23 protein-coding genes and 2 pseudogenes are annotated in these 21405 nt (G+C 34.6%); 4 read left to right on the top strand and 21 right to left on the bottom strand.

The window, feature by feature from the left end; all coding sequences use genetic code 11:
• Position 1: 1 nt before the first annotated feature.
• From QA442_RS11675 to QA442_RS11630, 10 genes are all read right to left on the bottom strand, one after another.
• Positions 2-652, bottom strand: a complete 651-nt coding sequence (locus QA442_RS11675) for a 3D domain-containing protein (protein WP_279473015.1) — start codon at positions 650-652, stop codon at positions 2-4.
• A 74-nt stretch (positions 653-726) separates the two neighbouring features.
• On the bottom strand, positions 727-4644 hold the full coding sequence (dnaE, locus tag QA442_RS11670) for a DNA polymerase III subunit alpha (RefSeq protein WP_279473014.1): 3918 nt from the start codon (positions 4642-4644) through the stop codon (positions 727-729).
• Between the two features lie 13 nt (positions 4645-4657).
• Positions 4658-6388, bottom strand: coding sequence for a single-stranded-DNA-specific exonuclease RecJ (gene recJ, locus QA442_RS11665; RefSeq protein WP_279473013.1), 1731 nt, complete (start codon positions 6386-6388; stop codon positions 4658-4660).
• Positions 6388-7524 (bottom strand): hypothetical protein, encoded by a 1137-nt coding sequence (locus QA442_RS11660; protein ID WP_279473012.1) that lies wholly within the window; start codon positions 7522-7524, stop codon positions 6388-6390. The genes recJ and QA442_RS11660 overlap by 1 nt, the downstream gene beginning before the upstream one ends.
• Positions 7525-7539: 15 nt before the next feature.
• Entirely contained in the window at positions 7540-9054 is a 1515-nt protein-coding gene (locus QA442_RS11655) for a replicative DNA helicase (protein ID WP_128751181.1), read from the bottom strand.
• 14 nt (positions 9055-9068) lie between these two features.
• Positions 9069-9539 carry a hypothetical protein gene (locus QA442_RS11650; protein WP_279473011.1) on the bottom strand — a complete coding sequence of 157 codons (471 nt, stop codon included), beginning with the start codon at positions 9537-9539 and terminating at the stop codon, positions 9069-9071.
• A gap of 42 nt (positions 9540-9581) precedes the next feature.
• A complete protein-coding gene (locus QA442_RS11645) occupies positions 9582-10553 on the bottom strand; it encodes an ATP-binding protein (protein ID WP_004399537.1) in 972 nt (323 codons plus the stop codon).
• Between the two features lie 83 nt (positions 10554-10636).
• The gene (locus QA442_RS11640) at positions 10637-11551 is read right to left on the bottom strand and encodes a hypothetical protein (protein ID WP_041338504.1); all 915 of its coding nucleotides are present in this window, start codon (positions 11549-11551) and stop codon (positions 10637-10639) included.
• Between the two features lie 18 nt (positions 11552-11569).
• Complete coding sequence (locus tag QA442_RS11635; RefSeq protein ID WP_242304298.1) at positions 11570-11950, bottom strand: hypothetical protein; 381 nt, start codon at positions 11948-11950, stop codon at positions 11570-11572.
• Between the two features lie 133 nt (positions 11951-12083).
• Positions 12084-12710: an ETRAMP family protein gene (locus QA442_RS11630; RefSeq protein WP_229762343.1), complete on the bottom strand. Its 627-nt coding sequence runs from the start codon at positions 12708-12710 to the stop codon at positions 12084-12086.
• Positions 12711-12891: 181 nt separating this feature from the next.
• On the opposite strand from QA442_RS11630, the gene QA442_RS11625 reads away from it, so the two are divergent.
• Positions 12892-14028 carry a hypothetical protein gene (locus QA442_RS11625; protein ID WP_279473009.1) on the top strand — a complete coding sequence of 379 codons (1137 nt, stop codon included), beginning with the start codon at positions 12892-12894 and terminating at the stop codon, positions 14026-14028.
• A 3-nt stretch (positions 14029-14031) separates the two neighbouring features.
• Here QA442_RS11625 and QA442_RS11620 read toward each other — a convergent pair.
• From QA442_RS11620 to QA442_RS11605, 4 genes and pseudogenes are all read right to left on the bottom strand, one after another.
• A pseudogene (locus tag QA442_RS11620) lies at positions 14032-14410 on the bottom strand (hypothetical protein).
• A 221-nt stretch (positions 14411-14631) separates the two neighbouring features.
• The gene (locus tag QA442_RS11615; RefSeq protein ID WP_279473008.1) at positions 14632-15630 is read right to left on the bottom strand and encodes a patatin-like phospholipase family protein; all 999 of its coding nucleotides are present in this window, start codon (positions 15628-15630) and stop codon (positions 14632-14634) included.
• 110 nt (positions 15631-15740) lie between these two features.
• Complete coding sequence (locus QA442_RS11610; protein WP_279473007.1) at positions 15741-16118, bottom strand: hypothetical protein; 378 nt, start codon at positions 16116-16118, stop codon at positions 15741-15743.
• 50 nt (positions 16119-16168) lie between these two features.
• Complete coding sequence (locus QA442_RS11605) at positions 16169-16390, bottom strand: hypothetical protein (RefSeq protein WP_279473006.1); 222 nt, start codon at positions 16388-16390, stop codon at positions 16169-16171.
• Positions 16391-16457: 67 nt separating this feature from the next.
• Between QA442_RS11605 and QA442_RS11600 the strand changes: the two are divergent.
• Together QA442_RS11600 and QA442_RS11595 are read left to right on the top strand one after the other, a co-directional pair.
• Positions 16458-17131 (top strand): annotated as a pseudogene (locus QA442_RS11600) (SOS response-associated peptidase).
• A 69-nt stretch (positions 17132-17200) separates the two neighbouring features.
• The gene (locus QA442_RS11595) at positions 17201-18013 is read left to right on the top strand and encodes an ATP-dependent DNA ligase (RefSeq protein ID WP_279473005.1); all 813 of its coding nucleotides are present in this window, start codon (positions 17201-17203) and stop codon (positions 18011-18013) included.
• Between the two features lie 100 nt (positions 18014-18113).
• Here the strand turns inward: QA442_RS11595 and QA442_RS11590 are convergent, their stop codons facing one another.
• On the bottom strand, positions 18114-18479 hold the full coding sequence (locus QA442_RS11590) for a hypothetical protein (protein WP_279473004.1): 366 nt from the start codon (positions 18477-18479) through the stop codon (positions 18114-18116).
• Between the two features lie 149 nt (positions 18480-18628).
• Between QA442_RS11590 and QA442_RS11585 the strand changes: the two genes are divergently transcribed.
• Positions 18629-19006 carry a DUF2513 domain-containing protein gene (locus QA442_RS11585; RefSeq protein ID WP_161986107.1) on the top strand — a complete coding sequence of 126 codons (378 nt, stop codon included), beginning with the start codon at positions 18629-18631 and terminating at the stop codon, positions 19004-19006.
• A gap of 93 nt (positions 19007-19099) precedes the next feature.
• Here QA442_RS11585 and QA442_RS11580 read toward each other — a convergent pair whose 3' ends face one another.
• The 6 genes from QA442_RS11580 to QA442_RS11555 all read right to left on the bottom strand — a co-directional run bounded on the left by QA442_RS11580 (position 19100) and on the right by QA442_RS11555 (position 21313).
• Complete coding sequence (locus QA442_RS11580; protein ID WP_279473002.1) at positions 19100-19450, bottom strand: hypothetical protein; 351 nt, start codon at positions 19448-19450, stop codon at positions 19100-19102.
• 1 nt (position 19451) lies between these two features.
• The gene (locus QA442_RS11575; protein ID WP_279473001.1) at positions 19452-19808 is read right to left on the bottom strand and encodes a hypothetical protein; all 357 of its coding nucleotides are present in this window, start codon (positions 19806-19808) and stop codon (positions 19452-19454) included.
• A complete protein-coding gene (locus QA442_RS11570) occupies positions 19801-20109 on the bottom strand; it encodes a hypothetical protein (protein WP_279473000.1) in 309 nt (102 codons plus the stop codon). The genes QA442_RS11575 and QA442_RS11570 overlap by 8 nt, the downstream gene beginning before the upstream one ends.
• Before the next feature lie 21 nt (positions 20110-20130).
• The gene (locus QA442_RS11565; RefSeq protein ID WP_279472999.1) at positions 20131-20649 is read right to left on the bottom strand and encodes a hypothetical protein; all 519 of its coding nucleotides are present in this window, start codon (positions 20647-20649) and stop codon (positions 20131-20133) included.
• Between the two features lie 275 nt (positions 20650-20924).
• Positions 20925-21080 (bottom strand): hypothetical protein, encoded by a 156-nt coding sequence (locus QA442_RS11560; protein WP_279472998.1) that lies wholly within the window; start codon positions 21078-21080, stop codon positions 20925-20927.
• Between the two features lie 14 nt (positions 21081-21094).
• Positions 21095-21313, bottom strand: a complete 219-nt coding sequence (locus tag QA442_RS11555) for a hypothetical protein (protein WP_268310928.1) — start codon at positions 21311-21313, stop codon at positions 21095-21097.
• Positions 21314-21405: the final 92 nt, after the last annotated feature.

The following is a 21405-nucleotide window of genomic DNA, read 5'->3' as shown; positions in this document are numbered from 1 at the left end:
CCTAATTAATAATTGAAACCGTTCCATGTTGTCTTCCGAAGTTAATTGCATCCTGTTCATTTGATACCAGCAAGTCCACTTTATTGCCAACAATCGCTCCACCTGTATCAATGGCTATGGCCTTAAATGAACTCCCTCCTACTTTTATTAATACTACGGAGTTAAGTGGAATAATACTTGGATCTGTAGCTATTACTCTATAACCTTTGTAAAAAATTGATTGTGTTACATCTACGCCACTTTTGGTTCGACCGGTGCAGCCTTCGGTACAGTTAGCAACATATGCGCTAAATTCGATATCTAGTGTCCTAGCATCATCATTTTTATCGTATGTAATTTTATTTCTATTCTTTATTTGTTTATTCTTGTTCTTACCCTCACCTCCCTTCTTGATACTTTTCTTTTTCACTGGTTTGGGTTTAATAATAGCTGCGTTAAGAATATCTTCTCGCCGCTTTTCCTGTTTAGTTTTCTGCTCTTTAACAATTTCAGCAAACTTATTTAGCACCAGATTCTTCTGTTGTGGTATGTTGATTAATTTTGGTTTTCCATAAAATGATTCTTTTATTGAGTTATGATTGTTTCCTGTGTCTAAATGATGTTGTTCAAAATTTATGTATGAAAAGGTTGCCAGTGGGATTAAAATTATCATAGCACATTTAGTTTTTATTGTATATAATTTAATTTTATTTTTATTCTTTATTTCTTTATAGATAAGGTTTCCTCCTATATTTCTTCCCTTTTTGTTGTCAAACTCATATTTCCATCATTATCAACAAAATCTATTCTGCAGACAGTGTGATTATATATGCTATTTTTGTAGACTTTCGGAATAAAATTGTTACCTCTTCTGAAACCAGTAAACATGAGTAATGTTCCTCTGGTATACCAAGATTTCTCGACTACCTCTTTCTTTCCGCCACCAATGGATCTAGAAATCTGTTTATTGTAATGACTAAAGCTGCCCGACCACTGTTTAACTGTAACCACCCCTGTAGGTGTTAGAAGAGTAATTGTATGTTTGTTTTTATCCCTATCTAAAACAGTGCCTATAATCCGTGTAGTCTCATATTCATAGAAAGTTTTCCCTCTCCATTGATAAGGTTTACCTTTAACCGGCTCTGCTGGTAGTTTATAAAAGTCAGCAATATCATACTTGGCAAAGTTTACACCAGAAAGCTCATGGTCATTATAATAATAGCTCAATGAATCCATTTCCCACTTACCTAATGACCCATCGGCGTATTTTTCCCACTCTTTTATTAATAAACAATCATTCAATTTCTTCAGTGGTTCTTCTGTTGTTATCCAGGACTTTATATTAAACATCTTGTTATCATATTCTTTTTTAAAAGCTTTTTCAGAAATGACAAGCTGCCCGTTTAACATGTCAACTACACTATCCTCACTGAAATGCTGGTTATAAAATGAAGCTGATACATCATCCAATAAAAGAAGTTTATCTTTTGGCGACTTTAATGTTTTGTACACCTTTTTGCTGATGTAATCTTTAAAGCGAAAGAATCTCACTTCTTGTGCAAATTCTAAAGGAACAATGTTGTTTTCAATTAGCATTTTTAAATTAGACAACGTAAGTTTATTTTTCGGTTCTGATATTAAGCTAATAAAGGCCTTCATGATTTCTTGCCTGTCTCCAAAAGAATCAAAGCAGCCTCCTTTTATTAATTGGATTACTTGTCCTTTCTTAATAATGCCGCTCTTAAACATTCTTTCAATAAAATCGTTAAAGTCACTATATGGTCTATTTAGAACTATATGATGAATAACATCGTCTCCAATTCCATTCATTCCTTTAAGTCCAAATAAAATTGAATTGTTGTTAATATCAGTCCTAAAACCAAAATCAGCCTTATTTATATCTGGAAGGTCTATTTTAATCCCTCTTTGTCTGATGGTTCCGATGGCTGAAGCAACTTTGCCGTAGTTTGTAGCAGCTGTCTTTTTGTTGTCTTTTGTATCCTCGGTATCTATTCCTCCGCTGTTTACCGTTAAACAAGCAGTATTCCAGTATAAAGGATTATATCGATAGTTTAAGTTCAATTCCTGTAACGCAATAATTGAATATGCCAAAGTATGGAGTAAACTAAAACTGTAGCCGAACTGTCTTTTAAATTGAACATTCCAGACATAATTCAACAGGTTATCGGAAGTGCCGATCTCCTTTCCTTTTTTAAAAAACAATTCTTCCACTTCTTTTAGTACATCTTCTTTCTTTTTTGCTATGGATTTCCTAAGATAATTTGATTCTTTAATGTCAAAGTTAGCTATATCTTTGTCCATAACCATCTGCATAACCACTTCTTGAGTATCAGCAACACCATAAATGTCCTTAAGGTGCCTCTCCATTACTCTGATTTCCTTTTCGCCTAGCCCGTACCGCCTCATTTCTTCATACCATTTATTAAGGTCATTTTTGTATTTAACATATGTATCTACAGGCTGTTCTTCACCGTCTGACATAAGCCTCATTAAAGAATTGGTTACTGCTGCTTCAAGTAAGTTCTTAGGTTTTACTTTGACAACTGATTGATGACCAACCTCAGTTGAGAACTGGAACAAATCCATGATCTCCCCATTACCTGCCATTTCCCATAGCTTTTCATCTTCATACTCAATTACGTCTGGATGGATGTATTTGTTGTATGTTTTCTTTAAGCTTCCTTGCCATTCAATTTCTTTATTCTCGATTAATTGGTCTAGGGTTACTCGAATCTTATCTAAAGCCTCAATTGTAAGAAGGTCAAACTTTACTGAGCCCATAGCTTCACTGTCACCCATATTAAACTGCGTAATATAAGCTCCTTTAGGAGTTTTCATCATTGCATTCGACTTTGTATATTCATCGTTAAAGATAATTACACCGGCTGCATGAGAAGAGCGCTTGTTAGTTAATCCTTCAATTTTTAGAGCTGTTTCTTTAAGATTAGGGTATTGTTCAACCTCCCTAATAAACTCTTTAATCGGTTTCCTGTCAGTTTCTTTGTCACCATAAAAGCAATGTGTTAAAGGCCAATTAGATCCTCTTTCAAATGGAATCATTCCACTTAAATATTGGGATATATCATTATCGATTCCTAAGCCTCTACATGCTGTCTGAAGCGCTGATTTTGAACCCTCAGTTCCAAAAGTAGCAATTTGAAGAACACGTTTGTCTCCAAACCTTTCTCTAAGTGCCTTAAGAATTTTTTGTCTTTTTGATCCTTCAGTATCAATATCGATATCTGGAAGGTCAGGTCTCGATTTATGTATATGTCTCCAATGTGGTAAATCATATTGCATTGGATTAATTTGAGTGTTATCGAGAAGATAATTAACTAAGTAACCTGCAGCACTTCCCCTAGCTGCCCCAACTAAACTATCTCCTCCACACTCATCATCCCAAATAATATTAATGATTTCTCTAACTGTTATGTAATAAGAAGGCATAGACTGGTTCAGCTTTTGGCTGATTTCCCATAGTTCACCCAGCTCAACGTTAATCCTGTTCAATATTTTATGAAAAGCTTCTCTCGTTAGTTCGCTTGTTTTTAATTTCTCTTCAAATCCGTCCTCGATTAACTTAAGGAGATATCTATCTTGTTCATCTGCTGATTCAGACATCTTTTTTATATATTCATATTGATCATATGCTGGTTTAAATAAATGTCTTAATTTAAAGTTTGGAAGCTCCATCTTAGGGATAATTGGTTCGTGCTCTATAGAATAGTCTTCAATCATTTCTCCAATAAGCAATGTATTTTTTATTGCCTGATCAATGACTTCTTTATCAATGTAGTCCATTCTCTCATGAATTTCATCAACGTTTTGAACGAAACAGGCTTCATAAAAGGAATCAACTTCTCTTTCTCCATCCTTTGCGTTTAAAAAGGCTTGATGAATTGCTCTATCTTCTGGTCTTAGATAGTGAGCATCTGTTGTAACAATCATTTGCAAGTCATATCCGTTGGCTATATCTATCAGCTTCTTGTTACAGTAAATCTGTTCTTCACTCAGTGATGGTTGAAGCTCGATAAAAAACTTATCCTTCCCAAAAACCTCAATACACCAAGTTATAAACTCATGAATTTTTAGTTTGTGCTGCTTAATCGACTGAAAATCACCAGTTTCTTCAAAAGCCTTTATCTTTAACAGGTGAATGTTTACCTCAGACCCCAGGCAAGCTGTGGTAGCAATGATGTGGCCTGGATCTTTACTTAATAACTCCTCTACATCCTTTTTTACTGTTGGTACTCTTTCCATTATTCCTGTGTAAAATGAGTTTCCCCAGGCTTGAGAAGACAGTATTCTTAACTGCTCATGTCCTTTTGGATCAATTGCCAACATCAAGAAATGCGGAAATTTTGTCTCTCCCGATTTATAGTTATCTCGAACTTCCTCTAAAGAATCGACTAGGTACGCTTCATTGCCCAATATCAGTTTAAAATCTTCTGGCATATCCCCCTTCTTTTTCATTTCTCTAACTGTTCGAATAGCATCTAAATGTGCTGAGAGGACTTCATGGTCAGTTATGGCCAATCCCTTATATTCCATATTCACTGCAGTTTTGAGCAGTTCTTTAACTGAGTTTGTTGAATCGAGTAGTCTTATGTTACTTTTATCAGTGTGACAGTGACATCCAATCAATTTTTCATCCCCCTTAAAACACAAGTTCTTTTTTCTTTGTGCGAACCACCTCCAATTCGTATATCTCTATTTGAGGCGTTTTCTTGCCTTTGTATTCATTTGTCTTTGCTTTACCAATTACATTAATGACTAACATTCCATTTGATTCTGTAAGCTGATTAAAGTAGTTCTCATCACTTTTAAACCTTATGTATTCAATATCGCCATGCTTAAATTTAACAGTTGTCTTATTCTTTTTCCCTAAATGCTCAATTTGTTCGACATCAATTTCAAGTTCCGTTATAGCTATTAATGGTTCTTCAACTTTGTAACCCCAAAAGTCTTTGTAACCATCAAGTTGAAGGATAAATTCTTTTCTCAATTGTTTTGCTGGTATCTCAAAATCAACATTCTGAATATCTTCTTCGATACTTATGTCTTTAAATTTTTCATTCAGCACTTCGTTCACCAGTATTAAGTGCTGTCGTTTAATTGCAAAGCCAGCTGCATTTGGGTGACCTTCAACAAACTCAAATAATCCAGTATCTATAAGCACTTTCTTAAAATCCTTTATAAACCCTTTGTCATATCCTCGTATAGAGCCACTCAAGATATCTCTACCTTTTTCGGGATCGTTCCTTGCTAATAAGACCGGCTTTTTATATTCTTCTGCAAGCTGATTGGCAACCAGTCCAGTTAGGCTTTTATCTAGAATCCCTTCAATGTAAACAATGAGTACTTTATTCGCTGTTAAATTTTTCTCCTCTATTCTATTTTTAATTTCAGCTCCAGCTGCATCAACAATCCGTTTCTGCTTTGCCTTTAGATTTCCTAGAACCCTAACCGTGTCATCATGAATTGACACAAGCTCAGTATCATGTTGTCCACGTTTTTTGTAGGGAACCTTTTCTTTAGAAAGTAAGAATGCTCTCATCATTTGATCTTTTTCTTCACTGCTTCCAACCCTAATGGCAGCGTTAATTAAGGGGTTAATAAAGAATTGTGTATTCTGTATGTTCTTGTCACCCTTGGTTGAAAACTCTTGCTTCTTAAATAGCTTCTTTAATAATGGATTCTTAATTTTCTTCAAGCCTTCATTCATAAAATACCTGGTTTCAAGGTTTCTTGAATCAGCCGAATCTGCAATGTTACCAATAGATACAAGGTCTAAGAATTGTTCAGCTTCACTTTTATTTAGCTTTTCATCTACTTCTTGGCAAAATTTATAGGCCATTCCTGCACCTGTCAGAGTTTTATTCGAATAATTAGGCGAAAGTTGATTATTTACTACGATCGCATGTTCAGACACTCGTTCACATTCATGGTGATCAATAACAATTATTTCTGTGCCTCTCTTATTAAGAGCCTCATGTTCCTCAAATTGACTTGAACCTGCATCCGGGATTATGACTAAGTCAACATCATCAGGAATTGTATCAATAAAAATCCCATGCTCTTTCCCATCTTGAATTCTGTAATGTATATTAGCTTTCGGACAAATCTTCTTTATGTAATTTATAATGATTGAGCTGGATGTGTATCCATCAACATCACTGTCTACCTGAACAAACAATTTATTTTTATTATTTAAATGCTTGATAAGACAATCTGCAGCTTTATCAATATTATTAAGCTTTGAATAATGAATAACTGAACTGTGATCAACATTAACAAATAACTTTGGATCTTCTATGCCTCTATTTTTTAAGATAGTAGCTAAAGGATCGAAATTATAATCATTGTCGCCAATTAGCCTATACTCCATTAATTTCCCCCTTCATCTGTGCCAATCTCAATTTTCCTTCTCATTAGCTCCTCTAGAGTTTCCTTTCCCTTGTCCGCTGGGCAGTCCTTATAATCCAGTAAGCCTTCATAATCCCACAAAACATATACACGAACATAAGGAGTAAATTTTGCTGCGAGCTTTAGAATTTTCTTCTGATATTCAACCAGTTTTTCTTGATATTTCTCCTCTGTTTCATGTTCTTTTGGTGGTCGATATTTATCAAGAGCAATAAAAACTTCTTCAACACCAAGAGACAATAAAATGTCCCGGTGAAAATTAGATATATTACTTGAACAAACAGCACAGGTAAAGTTTGATTCACCGTAAAAATCTTGGCATTTTAATACTGATTTTTCTGATTCGAAAATCAATACTTTCTTGAACCTTTCTATCGAATTTTTTGTTTTATGTAATCCATATAGATTCATCATTGTTTGATGGTTATATAAGATATTGCCAACTTTTAAAGGCATATATTTATAGCCTGCATCAACTTCTTCTTTAATCATTGAGCGCCTACGTATACCAATCAACCTATTATTTAAATCTCGATGGGGAATGGTAATCCCTTCTGTATGTGGTCTAAAATAGTACCCAATCTCAAACTCTTTTAATGTCTTATGACTTATTCCCTCACCTAGCCACAATTGGTGAGGATAAGGCACAAACACATCTAGAACAGTTTCATTAAAGCTGGGGAGCTCAATATGTATTTTTTTCTTCTTTTTGAACTTCCCCATCCATTCCCAGTCATCAATCAAATCATTGTTTATGTATGTCTCTTTATTCCCAAATCCAAATGTTCTTCCTGATATTTTGGCAACATATTCGATAGCCTGATTAAAAGAGATATTAATTCCTTTTTGGCTTTTTGCTCTTATAACAAGTTCGAATACATCAAAATTATCCCCACACTCTGTATAACAGTGAAACTGTTTTGCTTCATGATAGTAATACAGCTTATAGCTTCCACCAGAAGCATTGTGACAAACGGTTCTGTAAATTGGATTTCCTTGTTGATCCCACAGATTGTTCTCACTACCTAAATCTTTTAAAATCTTATGTATATCCTCAATGGTTAGGCTTTCTTTTACTCTGTCTTTATCATACTTCAAAGGGCGCTACACCCCTCATCCTGCTTTTATATTCAATTTCTCAACTGTGATTAGTTCATTGTCAAGATTTGTTGTGAAACAGTCCTTTATCCGCATGTTGCCCATATTGATATAAGAGAAGACTTTAACTTTGTCATACTCATTTCCCCTATTTTTAAATACATGTGTAACAAAATTTGGCTCTGGATAAAATCCTTCTTTTAAAATTGGATCAATTGCATCCTTCTCTTTTTTACTTAAAGGAAGAATAATCATTGCAGCATCTGTTTTATCTGCGATAGCCTTACTTCCTCTCAAATAAGAAGCATCTATTACTTGTCCTTTTAACCATGCTTCTTTCCAATCACCATTCAACTGAGTTGCGCTCATCATATAGACATCATATTTATTACATAAGCCCTTTAACTTATCCGACATAAGCAAAAGAATTTGGTCTTCCCTTAAATTGACCCCACTTTTTTTGCTCATCTCTGAAAAAATGGTTACTGATGAGTGTATATAATCGAAATAAACGTACTCTACATTGTTTTTAATGACGTTCTTTTCAATGGTTCTTTCAATCTCCTGAACATTAAAATCAGGCAGATGTTCAAACCATATGTTAGACTCCTGAAGAACTTTAGCAGCCTTACGCACAAGTTGTTTTTCTTGTTCATTGATTGTGTTTCTAAGGATTTTTTTCTCTTCTACACCACTAATGTAGGCAAGTGCTAAGCTTTGCAATTCTTCGGCCATCATTTCTGTTGAAATAACCGTAGAACTTTCACTCCATGGGTTTGATACCCATTCCTTCTTTTTAGGATCATAAAGTTCGGTTGCACTTAAGCGACAAGCGTCAGCGACCATGTTTCTTGTTTTACCGCCACCTGTAATACTTGAGCGCAGATAGAACTTTTTCTTCCGTGATCCACGAAATATTGAGGTGAGCATTTCGCTATTTAATGGAACTCCAATATCCGGGGACTCTTCGAATGAATCCAATAATTCATTAATACCTTCTCCGCCCTGGATTCCCACACTTTCAGATGAAGTTCTGAATTTTTCTTTTATGTCTACAATCTTCATTTCATAAGCTGCTAAAATCTCATCAATCGACTTCTTATCAAACTGTTCTTGCATCTTTTCTTGTTCTTTTGGGTCAATCAGAGATTCATCATATATTTCCTTAATATCGAATCCCAAGCCATCCATTTCTCTAAGCAGACTAAACTTTTTTAATCTTTTATAGTGGTAATCAAAGTTTTCGACAACTGCCAACTCTTGAATTCTTTCTATATATTCAAGACCGTTATTATCATGGAAAATTTTATATTGAATATCGTAATCCTTTAGATATCCATCTATTTCAACCTCATTCAATACTTCAGTTCCTTGATGAAATAGGTTGCTCATGGCAAAAAACAATATTGAATGAAACCTTGAAGGAAAATCATCCGAAGTTATCTTATATTTATTGCTCTCTGACAAGATTGTGGGATCTTTTAGAATGCTCCCTAAAACTTGAATTATTGCCTGTTTGTCTTGTAGCAAATGGACTCTCCTTCCTATAGCGTTGAGATATCAACTAGCCCTCTTTTCTTTCTCATTCCTTTTTTTACGACTAACGTAATTTCTTCTCTTTTATGATTCTTTGGGTCTTCAGCTGATTTTCGGATGGCCTTTTGTCTAATGTAATGCCGCTTTGCTTCATCATAAACAAATGGAACGATTCCAATGCCATCTCCTTCTCTGGGTTGATTATCCAGAGTTTCATAAAAGTATTTAAGTGCTAGCTCAATGCCTTTAAGCTTATATCCGTATTCCTCTTGATACTCTTTAATTTGTTTTAACATCATGCCAGTTGGAGATATAAGACCATATAAATTGCATATGTATTGAATTAACTCTTTTCTGTGATCTGATTCTTGCTTCCAGGTATTAAAACACTTTTCATGGTAATATCTTTTTTTATAAGGAATGGCTGAGTCTTTGTCTAACTTGGTCTCGCAATAAGGACATTTAACTTGTCTCCCCAAATAATCACTCCTAATAAGGAGGAGAGAATTATCCCTCCTCTTTTATTCTGCTAGAAGGTCTTTTAGATCATCTAGAATTACAGACATGACACCTACTTGCTTACGGCTGCACTCAGTAACTTTTACACCCTTACCTAAATGTTTCTCTGTAATCTCATTAACTTCTTCTAAACGGCCTTCTTCATTAAGCTTCATGCCAATTTCTTTAATTTGATCCATTAATGAGTTAAAATCAAGTTCTTCTGAAGCGTTGTTTTGTTTTTGCTCTTCGTATGTAACAGCAACAATTCCTTCTGCTTGCTCCTGTCTCTCGACTGCTTCAATAATTGCTTTTTCTAAGTTTTCTGCAGTAAATTCAGGTAAGTATGTGTCAATGTAATCAAATCGGCTACGAGCAAAATGCTCTTCAGTTTCAGCTAACCAAGCACTTGATTTGATTACTTTTCTATCTTCATCAACACCATTAGAACTTAGATAGAGAACAATATCACTATTATCAATTACTGGAGCTAAAACTCGTTTATCCCCCTTAGGATATACTTTACCTTTTTTGTCTTCAGCAGCATGAGCAATAAAGATAACAGTAAATCCTACACCAATTAATTTATTGATTTCTTCCCATACTTCAGTTTCATACTCTTTCCAAAGGCCAAACCCATCATTACCATCTTTAATCCGTTCTACATCATATTGCTCACATACGTATCTAGTTGCATATTTAGCAAAAGCGTCTACTTCATCAACAATGATTGTCTGATACATTTCTTTGGCCTTTTCAGCATTTTTAGTTAACTGTTTGTTTACCTTTTTAAAATCAGCCCAACTATTGATAGGCATGAATTGTACGCCTGCGATTGCATTTAATCCTTTTTCGAATGGCAGATACAAAGGTTTCTTCATCCGAGTGCTTTGCTTAGTTTTACCTAAGTTGTTAGAACCGTAGATTGTGATAACTTTTCCTTCTAATCCTTTTGCTACTACAGAAACTTGAGGGTTGAAAATATCGATTGCCATTAGAACTCTCCTTTAATTTTGGAATTTGTTGGGTGAGTCGAAGCTCACCCCAGTTATGTATTAGAATAACGATTTATTTGTTTTTAAAAAGGTAGATCATCATCTGAAATTTCAACCGGCTTTGAAGGCTTGTTATTAGGAGCACTTCCACCAAAACCAGATTTTTTATTGTTTTCATTGCTGCTTTCGTTCTTAAGTCCTTCTAGATAAGTCTCCCTTTCAGTCAATGCTTTTTTAATTACTTCTGGATTAAAAGCATTTTTACTATCTTCATCATAAGGATCGTTACCCCCTGTAACTAGATACTCTCTTTTTGTAATTGAAGTGATTTCTTTTTTGTCTTCTCCAAATGCAGCAGTTTTGGTTGTTACTTTTTGTTCTTTATAATTAATGATCTTCCCAAAAACGTTAACCGTAGATCCTTTTTCATAATTGTTTTCAACATATTGAGAACCTTCCTTAGTCACTACAAATGTAAAAGGAATGACTTTCCCGCCATACAAAGGGATATAACCATTTAAATTAACTCTCCCTGTTTCTTCACCTTTAACTTTTTCTTCAGTCACATTTTTAACAAACAGTTCAACATCAAATTCAGCTTTAGGATTAAATTCTTCATTAGCATCTAGTCTGTTTACAAAGTTGGTGGTTAACTGTGGGTACGCCTTTAAAATCCCTTGAGAGTAATATTCGTTTAATCCAATCTTCCCTTGGGTGATTCTCACTTTATCAGCTTGTTCTCTCCCATGTTCTGCAATGGACTTATAATCACTTATGATAGTTTGATACCCTTTTGCAATAGCATTATCTGTGCCATCAGCTTTCTTATATTTCGAAAATCCTTTCACTGTATGTACTTCGTTTGGCGCAACTTCAATGTCTAATTCAATATTTAATCCATTTCCATTTTTCCATTCAGTGTGTCGTACTTCAGCTAAAGTTCCTTCAATTGTTACAATGTTATCTGCTTCGCGTAATACCGTTTTGTTTTCTGCCATGTAAATAATCAGCCTCTTTCATTTATTAATTTTATTTTTATTCTTATTATTTCTATAATTAGACTTGCTGCTAAACTTACAATCTCTAATACCAAGTAGTTTGTTTAGCTCTATGTATCTCTTTTTAGGAAAATTCCAAGGCTCTGGATCGCCTTTAATGTTTCTTACTTTAATGATCGTATTATGTCTTACAGTGATCTTTAGATTTCCATATGAATATGTCTTTGAAATAAAACCTTTCTTAATTCCTTCGGGCCTAAATTCCTTTACCAACATTACATTCCTTGTTAATTTTCTTCTAGCCTGGTCTTCTTCGATGTCATAATTCCTTTTAACATCATTTCTATAGGCTTCAATTGCAGCTGGTTTAATTTTTAATATCTTCAATTCCTTTTTCACTTTACGACCTCCTTTCTCTCTGTGGGATATTCTTATCTTACATCACCCTCACATTATCGTCAATAGTAATTTTATTTTTACTCTAAATAATTTTTAAGAGAAGTTCCGTTCAGAACGGAACACCTGGGCAAAGCTATTCATATTTCTTTTTAAGCTCTTTAAAGGTTACTTTCTTCAAATCGTAATCATCCATTGCAGATGAAGTAGCATTGTCGGTATCCAAAGCCTCTTGTTTATAAGTCTCAAGACTTCCCTTTGGTTCAATAGCCAAATCAGACAATTGCTTTACGTTTTTATATATCTCGAGCAGATAATCATAATTATCATCGAATTCAGAAGGATGATTCTTCATCAATTTAATCTGCTTTTCAATTGTCTCTTGAGTATCTTCTAAATCAGAAATCTTACCTTCATCTTCATAACCTGCGTAAAGCTGAACTAATGCATCATTAAAATCGCTAACATATGTTCCATTTACTTTATGTAGGTCATTAAAAATAACATCATGCCAAGTTGTCTCAACTTCGTTAATTATTTCTTCTGAACTTGCACCTAAAGAAGTCATATCAGTGACAAGACTTTCTTCTTTCTTAGAATACGCTTCTAGCTGCTCAAGTTTTTTGTTCTTTTTGTAAACTTGATAGCCATAGATTCCTCCAATTATAAGTGCAACCACCGCACAAACTGAAACAATCCAAATAACTTTTTTAGTCTTCTTTGGCTTTTCTAAAGGTAACTCCCCTGTAGCCTCATGATCCATGTTGTTTATCCCCCTATAGTAAAAAAGAATCATTAATTCAATAACATATTACCATGAGGGGAAAAACTTAACAATTCCTTTTGAAATTAAAATAAAATGATAATTTTATCAACTTGTCTTTGACATAAAACCAATTAACATAAAATACCATATTTACAAAAGTGACCAAAGAGGTGGATTTATGTATAACAATTTTTATGGCTATACTAGTCCCTATTACTTTAATGCTCCCAATTATGGTTATCTAAACACCCACTGTAGTAAACAAATAAATAGGCTGAAAATGCCTCACCGAGATTTCGTTTGGAGTTTAGATTACATTAATGCATATTATAATTGTTTAAAAAATAACAGCAAAGATGTTTGTTATTATGCATTAGATATTCCTATAGGCACACCAGCCCCTTCCCCTCCAATTGTTCAGAACCCACAACTTAATATTGAAGATGTGGAAACATTTGAAGGGAATGGTAAACGCTATGTATGTAAATGGGTATACTGTTGTTCGCCAATCGAATCAGCTAGTCCTTTTCCTAGATGTCAAAGTCCAACAGAAAATGATTCTGTACAGGATGTTGTTTTCTTTGAAGAGAAGTCAATGCCAGAATTTAAAGCTGAAGGTTGTGATAGTCCTTTTGGTTTCTGCCTTTATTCGCGAAAATCTATCTTTAGAATAATAGCAAGAGTCATTTATCCAAAAAACTTAGAAGATCTCGTTAGAAATGAAGTTGAAAAGTGTTTTCAGCAAGCTACTCAACAAGCTGTTATATCAGTTACGCCTTTAATTGCAGCTATGGTGGCCGCTCCTGAAACAATTCCTGCAGCATTGCCTATAGCAATTCAAACTGCTTTTGAAAATGGCATTGCAAGTTTTAAAAATTGCATTTACCGTAATGATTTGTTGACTAATCTTTATAACAGTGGCAGATTAAAATACTGTATATTTCACTCTCAAGAGAGAGGCAATGGTGATTGGAGACCTCTTTCTGCAAATGACATTTTAAACATCCTAGAACGTTTGTCGTTTTATCAGATTGCAGGGCCACTAGCCTTTATACCAGGTATAGGTTCGTTTGAAGACCTTTCTAGAGCAATAGGTATTGATTCAAATACGTTTTCAAACAATATCAAAAACGGTTTGTCCTCTTTCGGATCGAAAGGACAGCAAATATTAAATCAATTAACTTCAGCTGGTACTATTAATATTTCCAATGCTACACAAGGTCTTTCAACAATCGGACAACAGGTCACTGAAGGAATTGGTAATATTGTCAAAGACCCTGTTAAAGCTCTTAGAAAGGGACTGCCAAAACTATAATATTTAAACAATCTCACTCCATAACCACGTATCCATTGTTTGTAATGTAAAGCCGTCTGGCAGCTGCTTCATTTTCACATTTACATTGTATCTTCTCGGTTGTTTTATGTACAATAGCTAGCTCTTCTCCATTAAAGAAACGTACAATGGCCTCGTCAAATTCAATTGGTTGATTAACCACGTAACCCTCTTTTAATGCTCTGATAAACAAATAAGGGTCATTTTTATAAAGCTCATAAAGGACGTTCGCATATTGTTCGTTCTTGTCTCTAAGTAATTCAAAATTAATCAACGGTATGTATAAGTCTCTGTCTGATAAATTTAATTTGTTTCTAAAGTATTTAATTGCTTCATCTTGTTCTTTAGAAATAATGTTTGGCATGCATTTTCCCCTTTTCTGGTGAAAATAACTGGGCTAATCTTTAACTAGCCCAGCCTTTTCTTTTTAGCTTTATAGACTACAGTCTTTAGCTCTTTCAGTAATTAACATATATTCTGTAAAAAGACGCTCTTTAATTTCTCTTCTGTTTAAACATCAAAGTTAATTCAAACACCATCCCATTATTAAAATTCTTAGAATCCGGCTAGAAAAGTAACTGTCCCTCATCTCCAAAAAACGTCTTTATTATATTCTTCTAAATATCGGATTGTCCCTTCTCTTCCTGACTGTATTAATTCATTTTGTTTTTCTTTCGTAATTTCAAAATCAATGGTCGATACGTCTAATGTATCGATATACACAGTTCTTTTACTGTCATTACTCGTTAAATAAACATTATTTTGTGTTTCCATTAGAGTTGCGACAAGGCTCCAGGTGAAATCAAACAACGATTCAATTTTATGCTCTTTAGGTAAAGCTTGTCCTGAATAAATACTGATATTGCTTTTGGGATCAAGTCTAAATCCTAAAGTCTCCAAATTAAATATGTAATCATCATGTCGATAATTTTCTGATTCATTAAACTGATTGTATAATTGTATCTCACTTGAATATTGCTCAACGTACTTTTTGCGATCAAATAGCCTTACTGGATAATTAGACAGTAACCCTCCATCAACATAAAAACAGTTATTCATTTTCACTGCAGCAAATAGCAATGGAATTGACATAGAAATTCGGACTGCATCTTTTATTTTCATTTCTCTACATTCAGGATGTTGCGGAGAAAAAGTTTCAACTCTATATGTTGACAAATTAGTTCCCTGAAAAAATAAATCTTTTATAGAATATTCTTTAATTTCACCAAATGTAATGTCTTTATCAAAACCTTTTTCTTCAATACGGTCTTCAATCCAATTTAATATTTTTTCCCCCTTGCACCATCCATGCCCATCAGACACGATTCTATAATAGTCCCTAAAAACTCCTTTATCTGAATCCAAAAATGATTTTAGGTCTACTTCCTTTAGTCTTTGTTCAATCTCTCCGGAAGTGTAACCTAGCCCCACTAACAAGGCAACAATTGCCCCTGCTGAAGTACCCCCAACTCTTGTTATGCTTTTTAAGATTTTTTTCTCTTCTAGAACTTCAAGAGCACCTACATATGCTATACCTTTGACACCGCCTCCTTCAAAAACAAGGTTTCTAAAAGGATATTCCATAACAAAAGACCTCCATATTAAAAATTTATATAGATATCCTTTCCTTTTTGTTTTTCTTCTATGTCTTTCTTATTTATTAAAGTCATCACAGTTAAAATAAAAAATTACTTTTAACTGATTTGTCTTAATTGTTCACTCATATAATCAACCCATTCAATAAAAGCGTCTATTAAAGGCTGTGTATTGCCCGAATCTGCCCACCCCGCAAAACCAATGAAACCATCTGGATTAAAGCTAATTGCTTCTCTTTGTGTAAAATAGTGACTGTTTATGTGTAGATAGCAACTTTTTAAAGTACCATTTGTTTTGTATTTGCTTTTTATTTTCTGACTCATTCTTATTGTATCAACAGACATTGTATGTGCTTTAACTGCCTGTTTAACATGCTTATTCAACAGCATAACTAAAACACAAACATCTCCCTCCGTAATGTCTTCATAACTAAGTCCCTTTTGTATAAAATAATCTCTTGCTTCTTCTGAGTTCATTTAAACATCTCCCTGTCTGGATAAAATATCGTTTTTATCTAAATTTCTGCTTACTTGCTTCTTCTAATTTTATTTTTATCGAACAAATCAATAATGTAAGTCTCATACATGTCATCCCAATAAGGATCTGTTCTCGCTATGTATTTCTTTGTTTTTCCGTTCTCCTCAATCTTAAAGGTTTGACCTTTTTGAATATCAGTGAACTTTTTCTTTGTCCAGATTCCCCTGATCAACACTTCAACTTCTTTAACCTCTACTGTTTGCTGCATCACATTCCTCCTTTTTGATTTTCGTGTATCAAGCCTGTACAATATTCAAAAACCCTAAAGGATGATGAACATGTGTGGCAGGTTCACTTTATTTTCTGAGTTTGATGACATCATTGAGCAATTCAACATAGATCAATTCTTACCTGAAGGTGAGTATCACCCTAGCTATAATGTCGCTCCTTCACAAAACATCCTGACAATCATCAACGATGGATCCAATAACCGTCTGGGCAAACTTAAATGGGGTCCTTATCCCTTCATGGGCTAAAGATGAAAAGATCGGATACAAGATGATTAATGCTCGTGCCGAAACACTGGCCGAGAAACCAAGCTTTCGAAAGCCACTTGTCAGCAAACGTTGTATCATACCCGCTGACAGTTTTTATGAATGGAAACGCCTCGATCCAAAGACTAAGATTCCAATGCGGATTAAACTTAAATCATCCAATCTCTTTGCTTTTGCTGGTTTATATGAGAAGTGGAATACGCCTGAAGACAATCCTTTATACACTTGTACAATCATCACGACAAAGCCTAATGAACTTATGGAAGACATTCATGATCGGATCGGTTATCCTTACTGATGAGAACGAAAAGGAATGGCTTAACCCTAAAAATACTGATCCTGATTATCTGCAAAGCTTACTGCTGCCTTATGATGCTGATGATATGGAAGCATATCAGGTTTCATCATTAGTGAATTCACCTAAAAACAATTCACCTGAGCTGATTGAATCCCATTAAGTACCACTACCATATCGCTTTATATATCACCTTCGCTTAGCTAATATGTTATAAGTAGGAGGTGATATTTTGTTTGTATCGCCAATGCTATTGCATTCAATAAAAGAGCCTTTTGACGACGAGAACTATATCACTGAGCTCAAATTTGATGGAATTAGACTCATCCTATCTAAATTTGATAATCAGATTAAGCTATACACTCGTCACAACAACGAAGTAACAAGCAAGTTTCCAGAACTCTTGGACTTAGATATTCCAGATGGAACAGTACTCGATGGTGAAATCATTGTAGCTGCCCCAGGTGGTTCTCCTGACTTTGAGGCTGCTATGGAACGTTTTATGTCCAAAAAATCAGCCCATAAGATTGTGTACTGTGTCTTCGATGTTATTTACAAAGAAGGTCAGTCAATAGCAACTAAGCCGCTCACTGATCGTAAGATAACTCTAAACTCACTTGAACTGAACCATCCTAATGTCTTTGTAATCGAAGGAATTCAAGGTAACGGACTCGCTTACTTTAACCTGGCCAAAGAAAAGAATTTAGAGGGAATCGTACTCAAGAAAGCTGACTCCCCTTATGAGATCAATAAACGTTCACATAATTGGCTGAAAGTGATCAATTACGATTACACCGAAGTTCTTATTACCGGCTACACCAAAAAGGATATAAAATTTCTTCTGTCTTATCCCGATGGAACTGCAGCTGGATTTATGGAATTTATGCCCAATGCAGAACGTGGTAAATTTCATTCTATGAAACAAGTAAAGTCTGAATCTGATGAATATGTATTTATTGAACCTATATTATGTAAGGTTAAGCACAGATTTAAGACTAAGCACGGCAAACTCCGCATACCTTCCTTCGATTCCTGGAGAGTATAATCTCTCCGTTACATATCTCCTTAGAGCCTAGCTTTTAAAATCCCATTGAAAATTTAGTACATGGATCAATTAGTTATTACCGAATAAGAACTTTAGTGAATTAATTGCTCATGCCTTTTATAAATTCAAATTGCCCTTTTTTATCTAATTCTAAAAACAAATCAATCCGATTTTGTGAACTACTTCTTCCTCTAACTTCACTCATTTTTGCTTGAAACATTTCTTCTGCAGATACTTCATGAGCTTTAGCGATCCAATAAATATCTTTTAAAAGTTTTTGTGCATTATTATATGACCAGATTGTATATGGGAACCGAGTTGGAATTACTGCAGTTTCATCATCTTGAGTTGCTACCGTATATGGCAATGACCTGTCAAAGATCTCAGTGTGATAGTCATACCACAACCAGAGCATGTCAGCAGTATTATGTATGCAATATCCTAAGTACTCTCGTTGAAAGTTCATCTGTTCACTCACTCCTTTTTAATAAAGTAAATATTTTATTCTGATTTTTAATCACCAATAAGCAGCTTTGTTCACTTCAAATGCTTCTATTTATTTCTATTGCATGAGATAATTACTACAACCATGTACTAAGAAAGGAAGTTATGAATATGAAACTAAACCACGAAGTTGTCAGAAACGTCTTATTGACTGTTGAAGAGCATATTGGTGATAGACAAAAAGTAGATGTTAATGATCTAGCTAAATTCCCTTCACTTGAAAAATATGAAATCCAGGACATAAAGTACACTGTACGCAAGTTAAAAGAAGCCCGATTTTTAAATGTTCATATTACAGGAACTAAAGATATGGAATGGATTGAAATCGAAAGCCTTACATATCAAGGTCATGAATTCTTGGACAACATTAGAGAGTCAGGCATTTGGTCTGAAACTAAAAGCCTTGCATCAAAGGTTGGTAGTGCTTCATTAACAATCCTCTCTGAGGTTGCTGCTGGCGTTATTAAAGCGAAATTAGGTCTCAGCTAATCCAGTCAGTCCAATATCGAACCCTAACACACGATCGCTATTGCTTATCTATTTATGCAAAGGCGATCTTCTTCTTTGAATAAAAACTATCTTTTATTCAATCTCTATATTCAACCCAGTTGCTCCCACTTTAATTTCCTTCATCTCTCCAATCTGTGGCATATATAAATGTTTCTTTTCATTCACCGAAACAATTTCACCCTTCCAACAACCGTTTTGCACAAAGAATTTTGTCCCAATTGGTAAAGTTCGAAGATCTGCGTTCTCTATGTATTCTCCTTCCTCTCTATACACCTCTCCTTGTTCAGAAACCCTCCTTTTAGAAACTTTAATATCGATTTTGTATAGTGAATTTTCATCTACAAGCATTAATTTATGTAACCAATCAGTTACTTTTGATTGCCCATCAATAACGTTAACCGTATCGAAAATCTTCCTGTGCATGTCATTCCTCTTCTCTTGAAAAATACTTATCTACCACTTGTTTTTCTAAGTAAACGACACCGTCTATTAATATGCCTCTATGTACATCTACATCTTCAACAGTAACGGTTCCGCCTTTCCAGAAGTTATTTAGGCAATCTTCTTTAACAGTTAATGTTTGACCCTTATAATAATCATTCGAATCTTCTTTATTACTATTCAATTCAAGAATCTGGTCATTAAATTGAATTGTTACACCATCAGCAATTATCTTATCTCGCCCAACTTTACTTAGCGAATCCGCTAAAATAACAATCTCCTGATTATATTCTCCTCCATTAACATCTACTGAAATTGAGTATTGATTTCTTTTATTCATTGATTTCCCTTCCGACTCCATCAGCTTGTCTAATAGTATCTAACAACTCTTGCTTCTTGAAATATGTCTTTTCCAAACGATCTACTTCCTTTTGCAATTCAGTAGCAGCATCATACTTCAGAATCCATTCTCCTACTCCACATACTTCTCTTTGTTCTTTCTCAAACGTTTTTATGTGATGGCCTTCGAACCAAACTCTTACTCTTGTACCGTTTCCAAATTCATTATTAAAAGCAGCTGCTTTCTCAGTTCCCGCATAAATGCATTTATATTTACTGTTGTCGACTACGTATGTATTCATTTTGCCACTCCCTTGTAGATTCTATTGACTGTCTTTAATTGAATCCCAATCAAACGTTTCAAGTATGTTAAGCAGCCGCTCAACTTTAGGAGCTCTCCAAGCTGTCATTGCATACGTGTGAACCTTTTTCGTATAGTGGTAATGATTTTGTTTGATGTGCTGTTTTGCCTCCGCTTTAGTTAGAAACATTGTATTCTGACAAATGTAATGAACCTCTATTTCTGGAATCAGATTAGCGCCACTGTCTACATATTCATGTATCCAATCTAATGCAGAAACTTCACACTCTATATCTTTCATCGCTTCTAACGCTTCTGAAGACAATTCATCATTCTCCTTGATGTCCTTAAGATAACTTTCCAGTTCATAAGATTCGCCATCTTCAGGGATGTAAACAGAAAAGCGTTCCGCATTATCCTCTGAAGTCCGAATCCATTTATAATCCCCTACCGACCAAAATCGGGGTGCAGCTTGAGAGTCATGATCCTGTGTTTTCAATTCATTTTGAAGCTCTTTTAAAAACTGAATATCTTGATTCATACGTTTCCCCCTAATCACGGTTCATCATCACTATCTGATGATCTTAAGTTTCTTCTCTGTAGATAAGCAACGCTGTATTATGAGTTCGACCAGTATTAAAGGAATTGTATTTTATATCAACAACTTCAATTGACTCTGATCTTATGAAACCATTTATTAACCTATCAATTTCAACCCATTCTCCATTACAATACTCATCTTCGAATAGTCTTGTTTTAATCATTATTTAATCCCTTTCTTTCAACAATTTCATAACTTACTCTTATCGGCTTCATTTAGACTAATGTTTTTTCTTGCTGTCTTACGACCAACTTTCGTGATATTTTTTGAATTCTTATTCTGCGTTTCTCCTCAAGTATCTCTCTTTCGTTGGCTTCTAACATCTTCTTCAAGCACAAATTCTTTCTAATCAGCTCTTTCATTCTGTCCAATTTCTTATCCCCCTTTATGCAAGATATTTCTTTCTATGCGGTCTTTTATGTATGAAATCGAATGCTAAGTCAACTTTCTCCGGTTCCCTTTCCTCTGTTACTCGCTGCGTAACAACAATTAATTGACCATTTTCTTGGCGATCAATACTCTGAACTGAATATCCTTTAGCAGCGTAATATTCTCCGATAATCTCATCAACGTGGTTACTTAGCAGATTCCTCTTTATCACCAACACAACCTCCACTTATTTTATTTTTATTCTTTATCTGTTTATATGTATTCCATCCGCAGCTGTCAAATATGCTTATGTCCGCTCCAAGGTGG

Source organism: Bacillus stercoris (genome assembly GCF_029772985.1).
GTDB classification, from domain to species: Bacteria; Bacillota; Bacilli; order Bacillales; family Bacillaceae; genus Bacillus; species Bacillus stercoris.
This window is presented reverse-complemented; position numbering and strand designations above follow the sequence as displayed.

Excerpts from the sequence above, each read along its gene's own strand:
- QA442_RS11675 (WP_279473015.1), bottom strand. The coding sequence starts at position 652 with ATGATAATTTTAATCCCACTGGCAACCTTTTCATACATAAATTTTGAA.
- recJ (WP_279473013.1), bottom strand. The coding sequence starts at position 6,388 with ATGGAGTATAGGCTAATTGGCGACAATGATTATAATTTCGATCCTTTA.
- QA442_RS11645 (WP_004399537.1), bottom strand. The coding sequence starts at position 10,553 with ATGGCAATCGATATTTTCAACCCTCAAGTTTCTGTAGTAGCAAAAGGA.
- QA442_RS11640 (WP_041338504.1), bottom strand. The coding sequence starts at position 11,551 with ATGGCAGAAAACAAAACGGTATTACGCGAAGCAGATAACATTGTAACA.
- QA442_RS11630 (WP_229762343.1), bottom strand. The coding sequence starts at position 12,710 with ATGGATCATGAGGCTACAGGGGAGTTACCTTTAGAAAAGCCAAAGAAG.
- QA442_RS11625 (WP_279473009.1), top strand. The coding sequence starts at position 12,892 with ATGTATAACAATTTTTATGGCTATACTAGTCCCTATTACTTTAATGCT.
- QA442_RS11615 (WP_279473008.1), bottom strand. The coding sequence starts at position 15,630 with ATGGAATATCCTTTTAGAAACCTTGTTTTTGAAGGAGGCGGTGTCAAA.
- QA442_RS11610 (WP_279473007.1), bottom strand. The coding sequence starts at position 16,118 with ATGAACTCAGAAGAAGCAAGAGATTATTTTATACAAAAGGGACTTAGT.
- QA442_RS11590 (WP_279473004.1), bottom strand. The coding sequence starts at position 18,479 with ATGAACTTTCAACGAGAGTACTTAGGATATTGCATACATAATACTGCT.
- QA442_RS11585 (WP_161986107.1), top strand. The coding sequence starts at position 18,629 with ATGAAACTAAACCACGAAGTTGTCAGAAACGTCTTATTGACTGTTGAA.
- QA442_RS11580 (WP_279473002.1), bottom strand. The coding sequence starts at position 19,450 with ATGCACAGGAAGATTTTCGATACGGTTAACGTTATTGATGGGCAATCA.
- QA442_RS11575 (WP_279473001.1), bottom strand. The coding sequence starts at position 19,808 with ATGAATAAAAGAAATCAATACTCAATTTCAGTAGATGTTAATGGAGGA.
- QA442_RS11570 (WP_279473000.1), bottom strand. The coding sequence starts at position 20,109 with ATGAATACATACGTAGTCGACAACAGTAAATATAAATGCATTTATGCG.
- QA442_RS11565 (WP_279472999.1), bottom strand. The coding sequence starts at position 20,649 with ATGAATCAAGATATTCAGTTTTTAAAAGAGCTTCAAAATGAATTGAAA.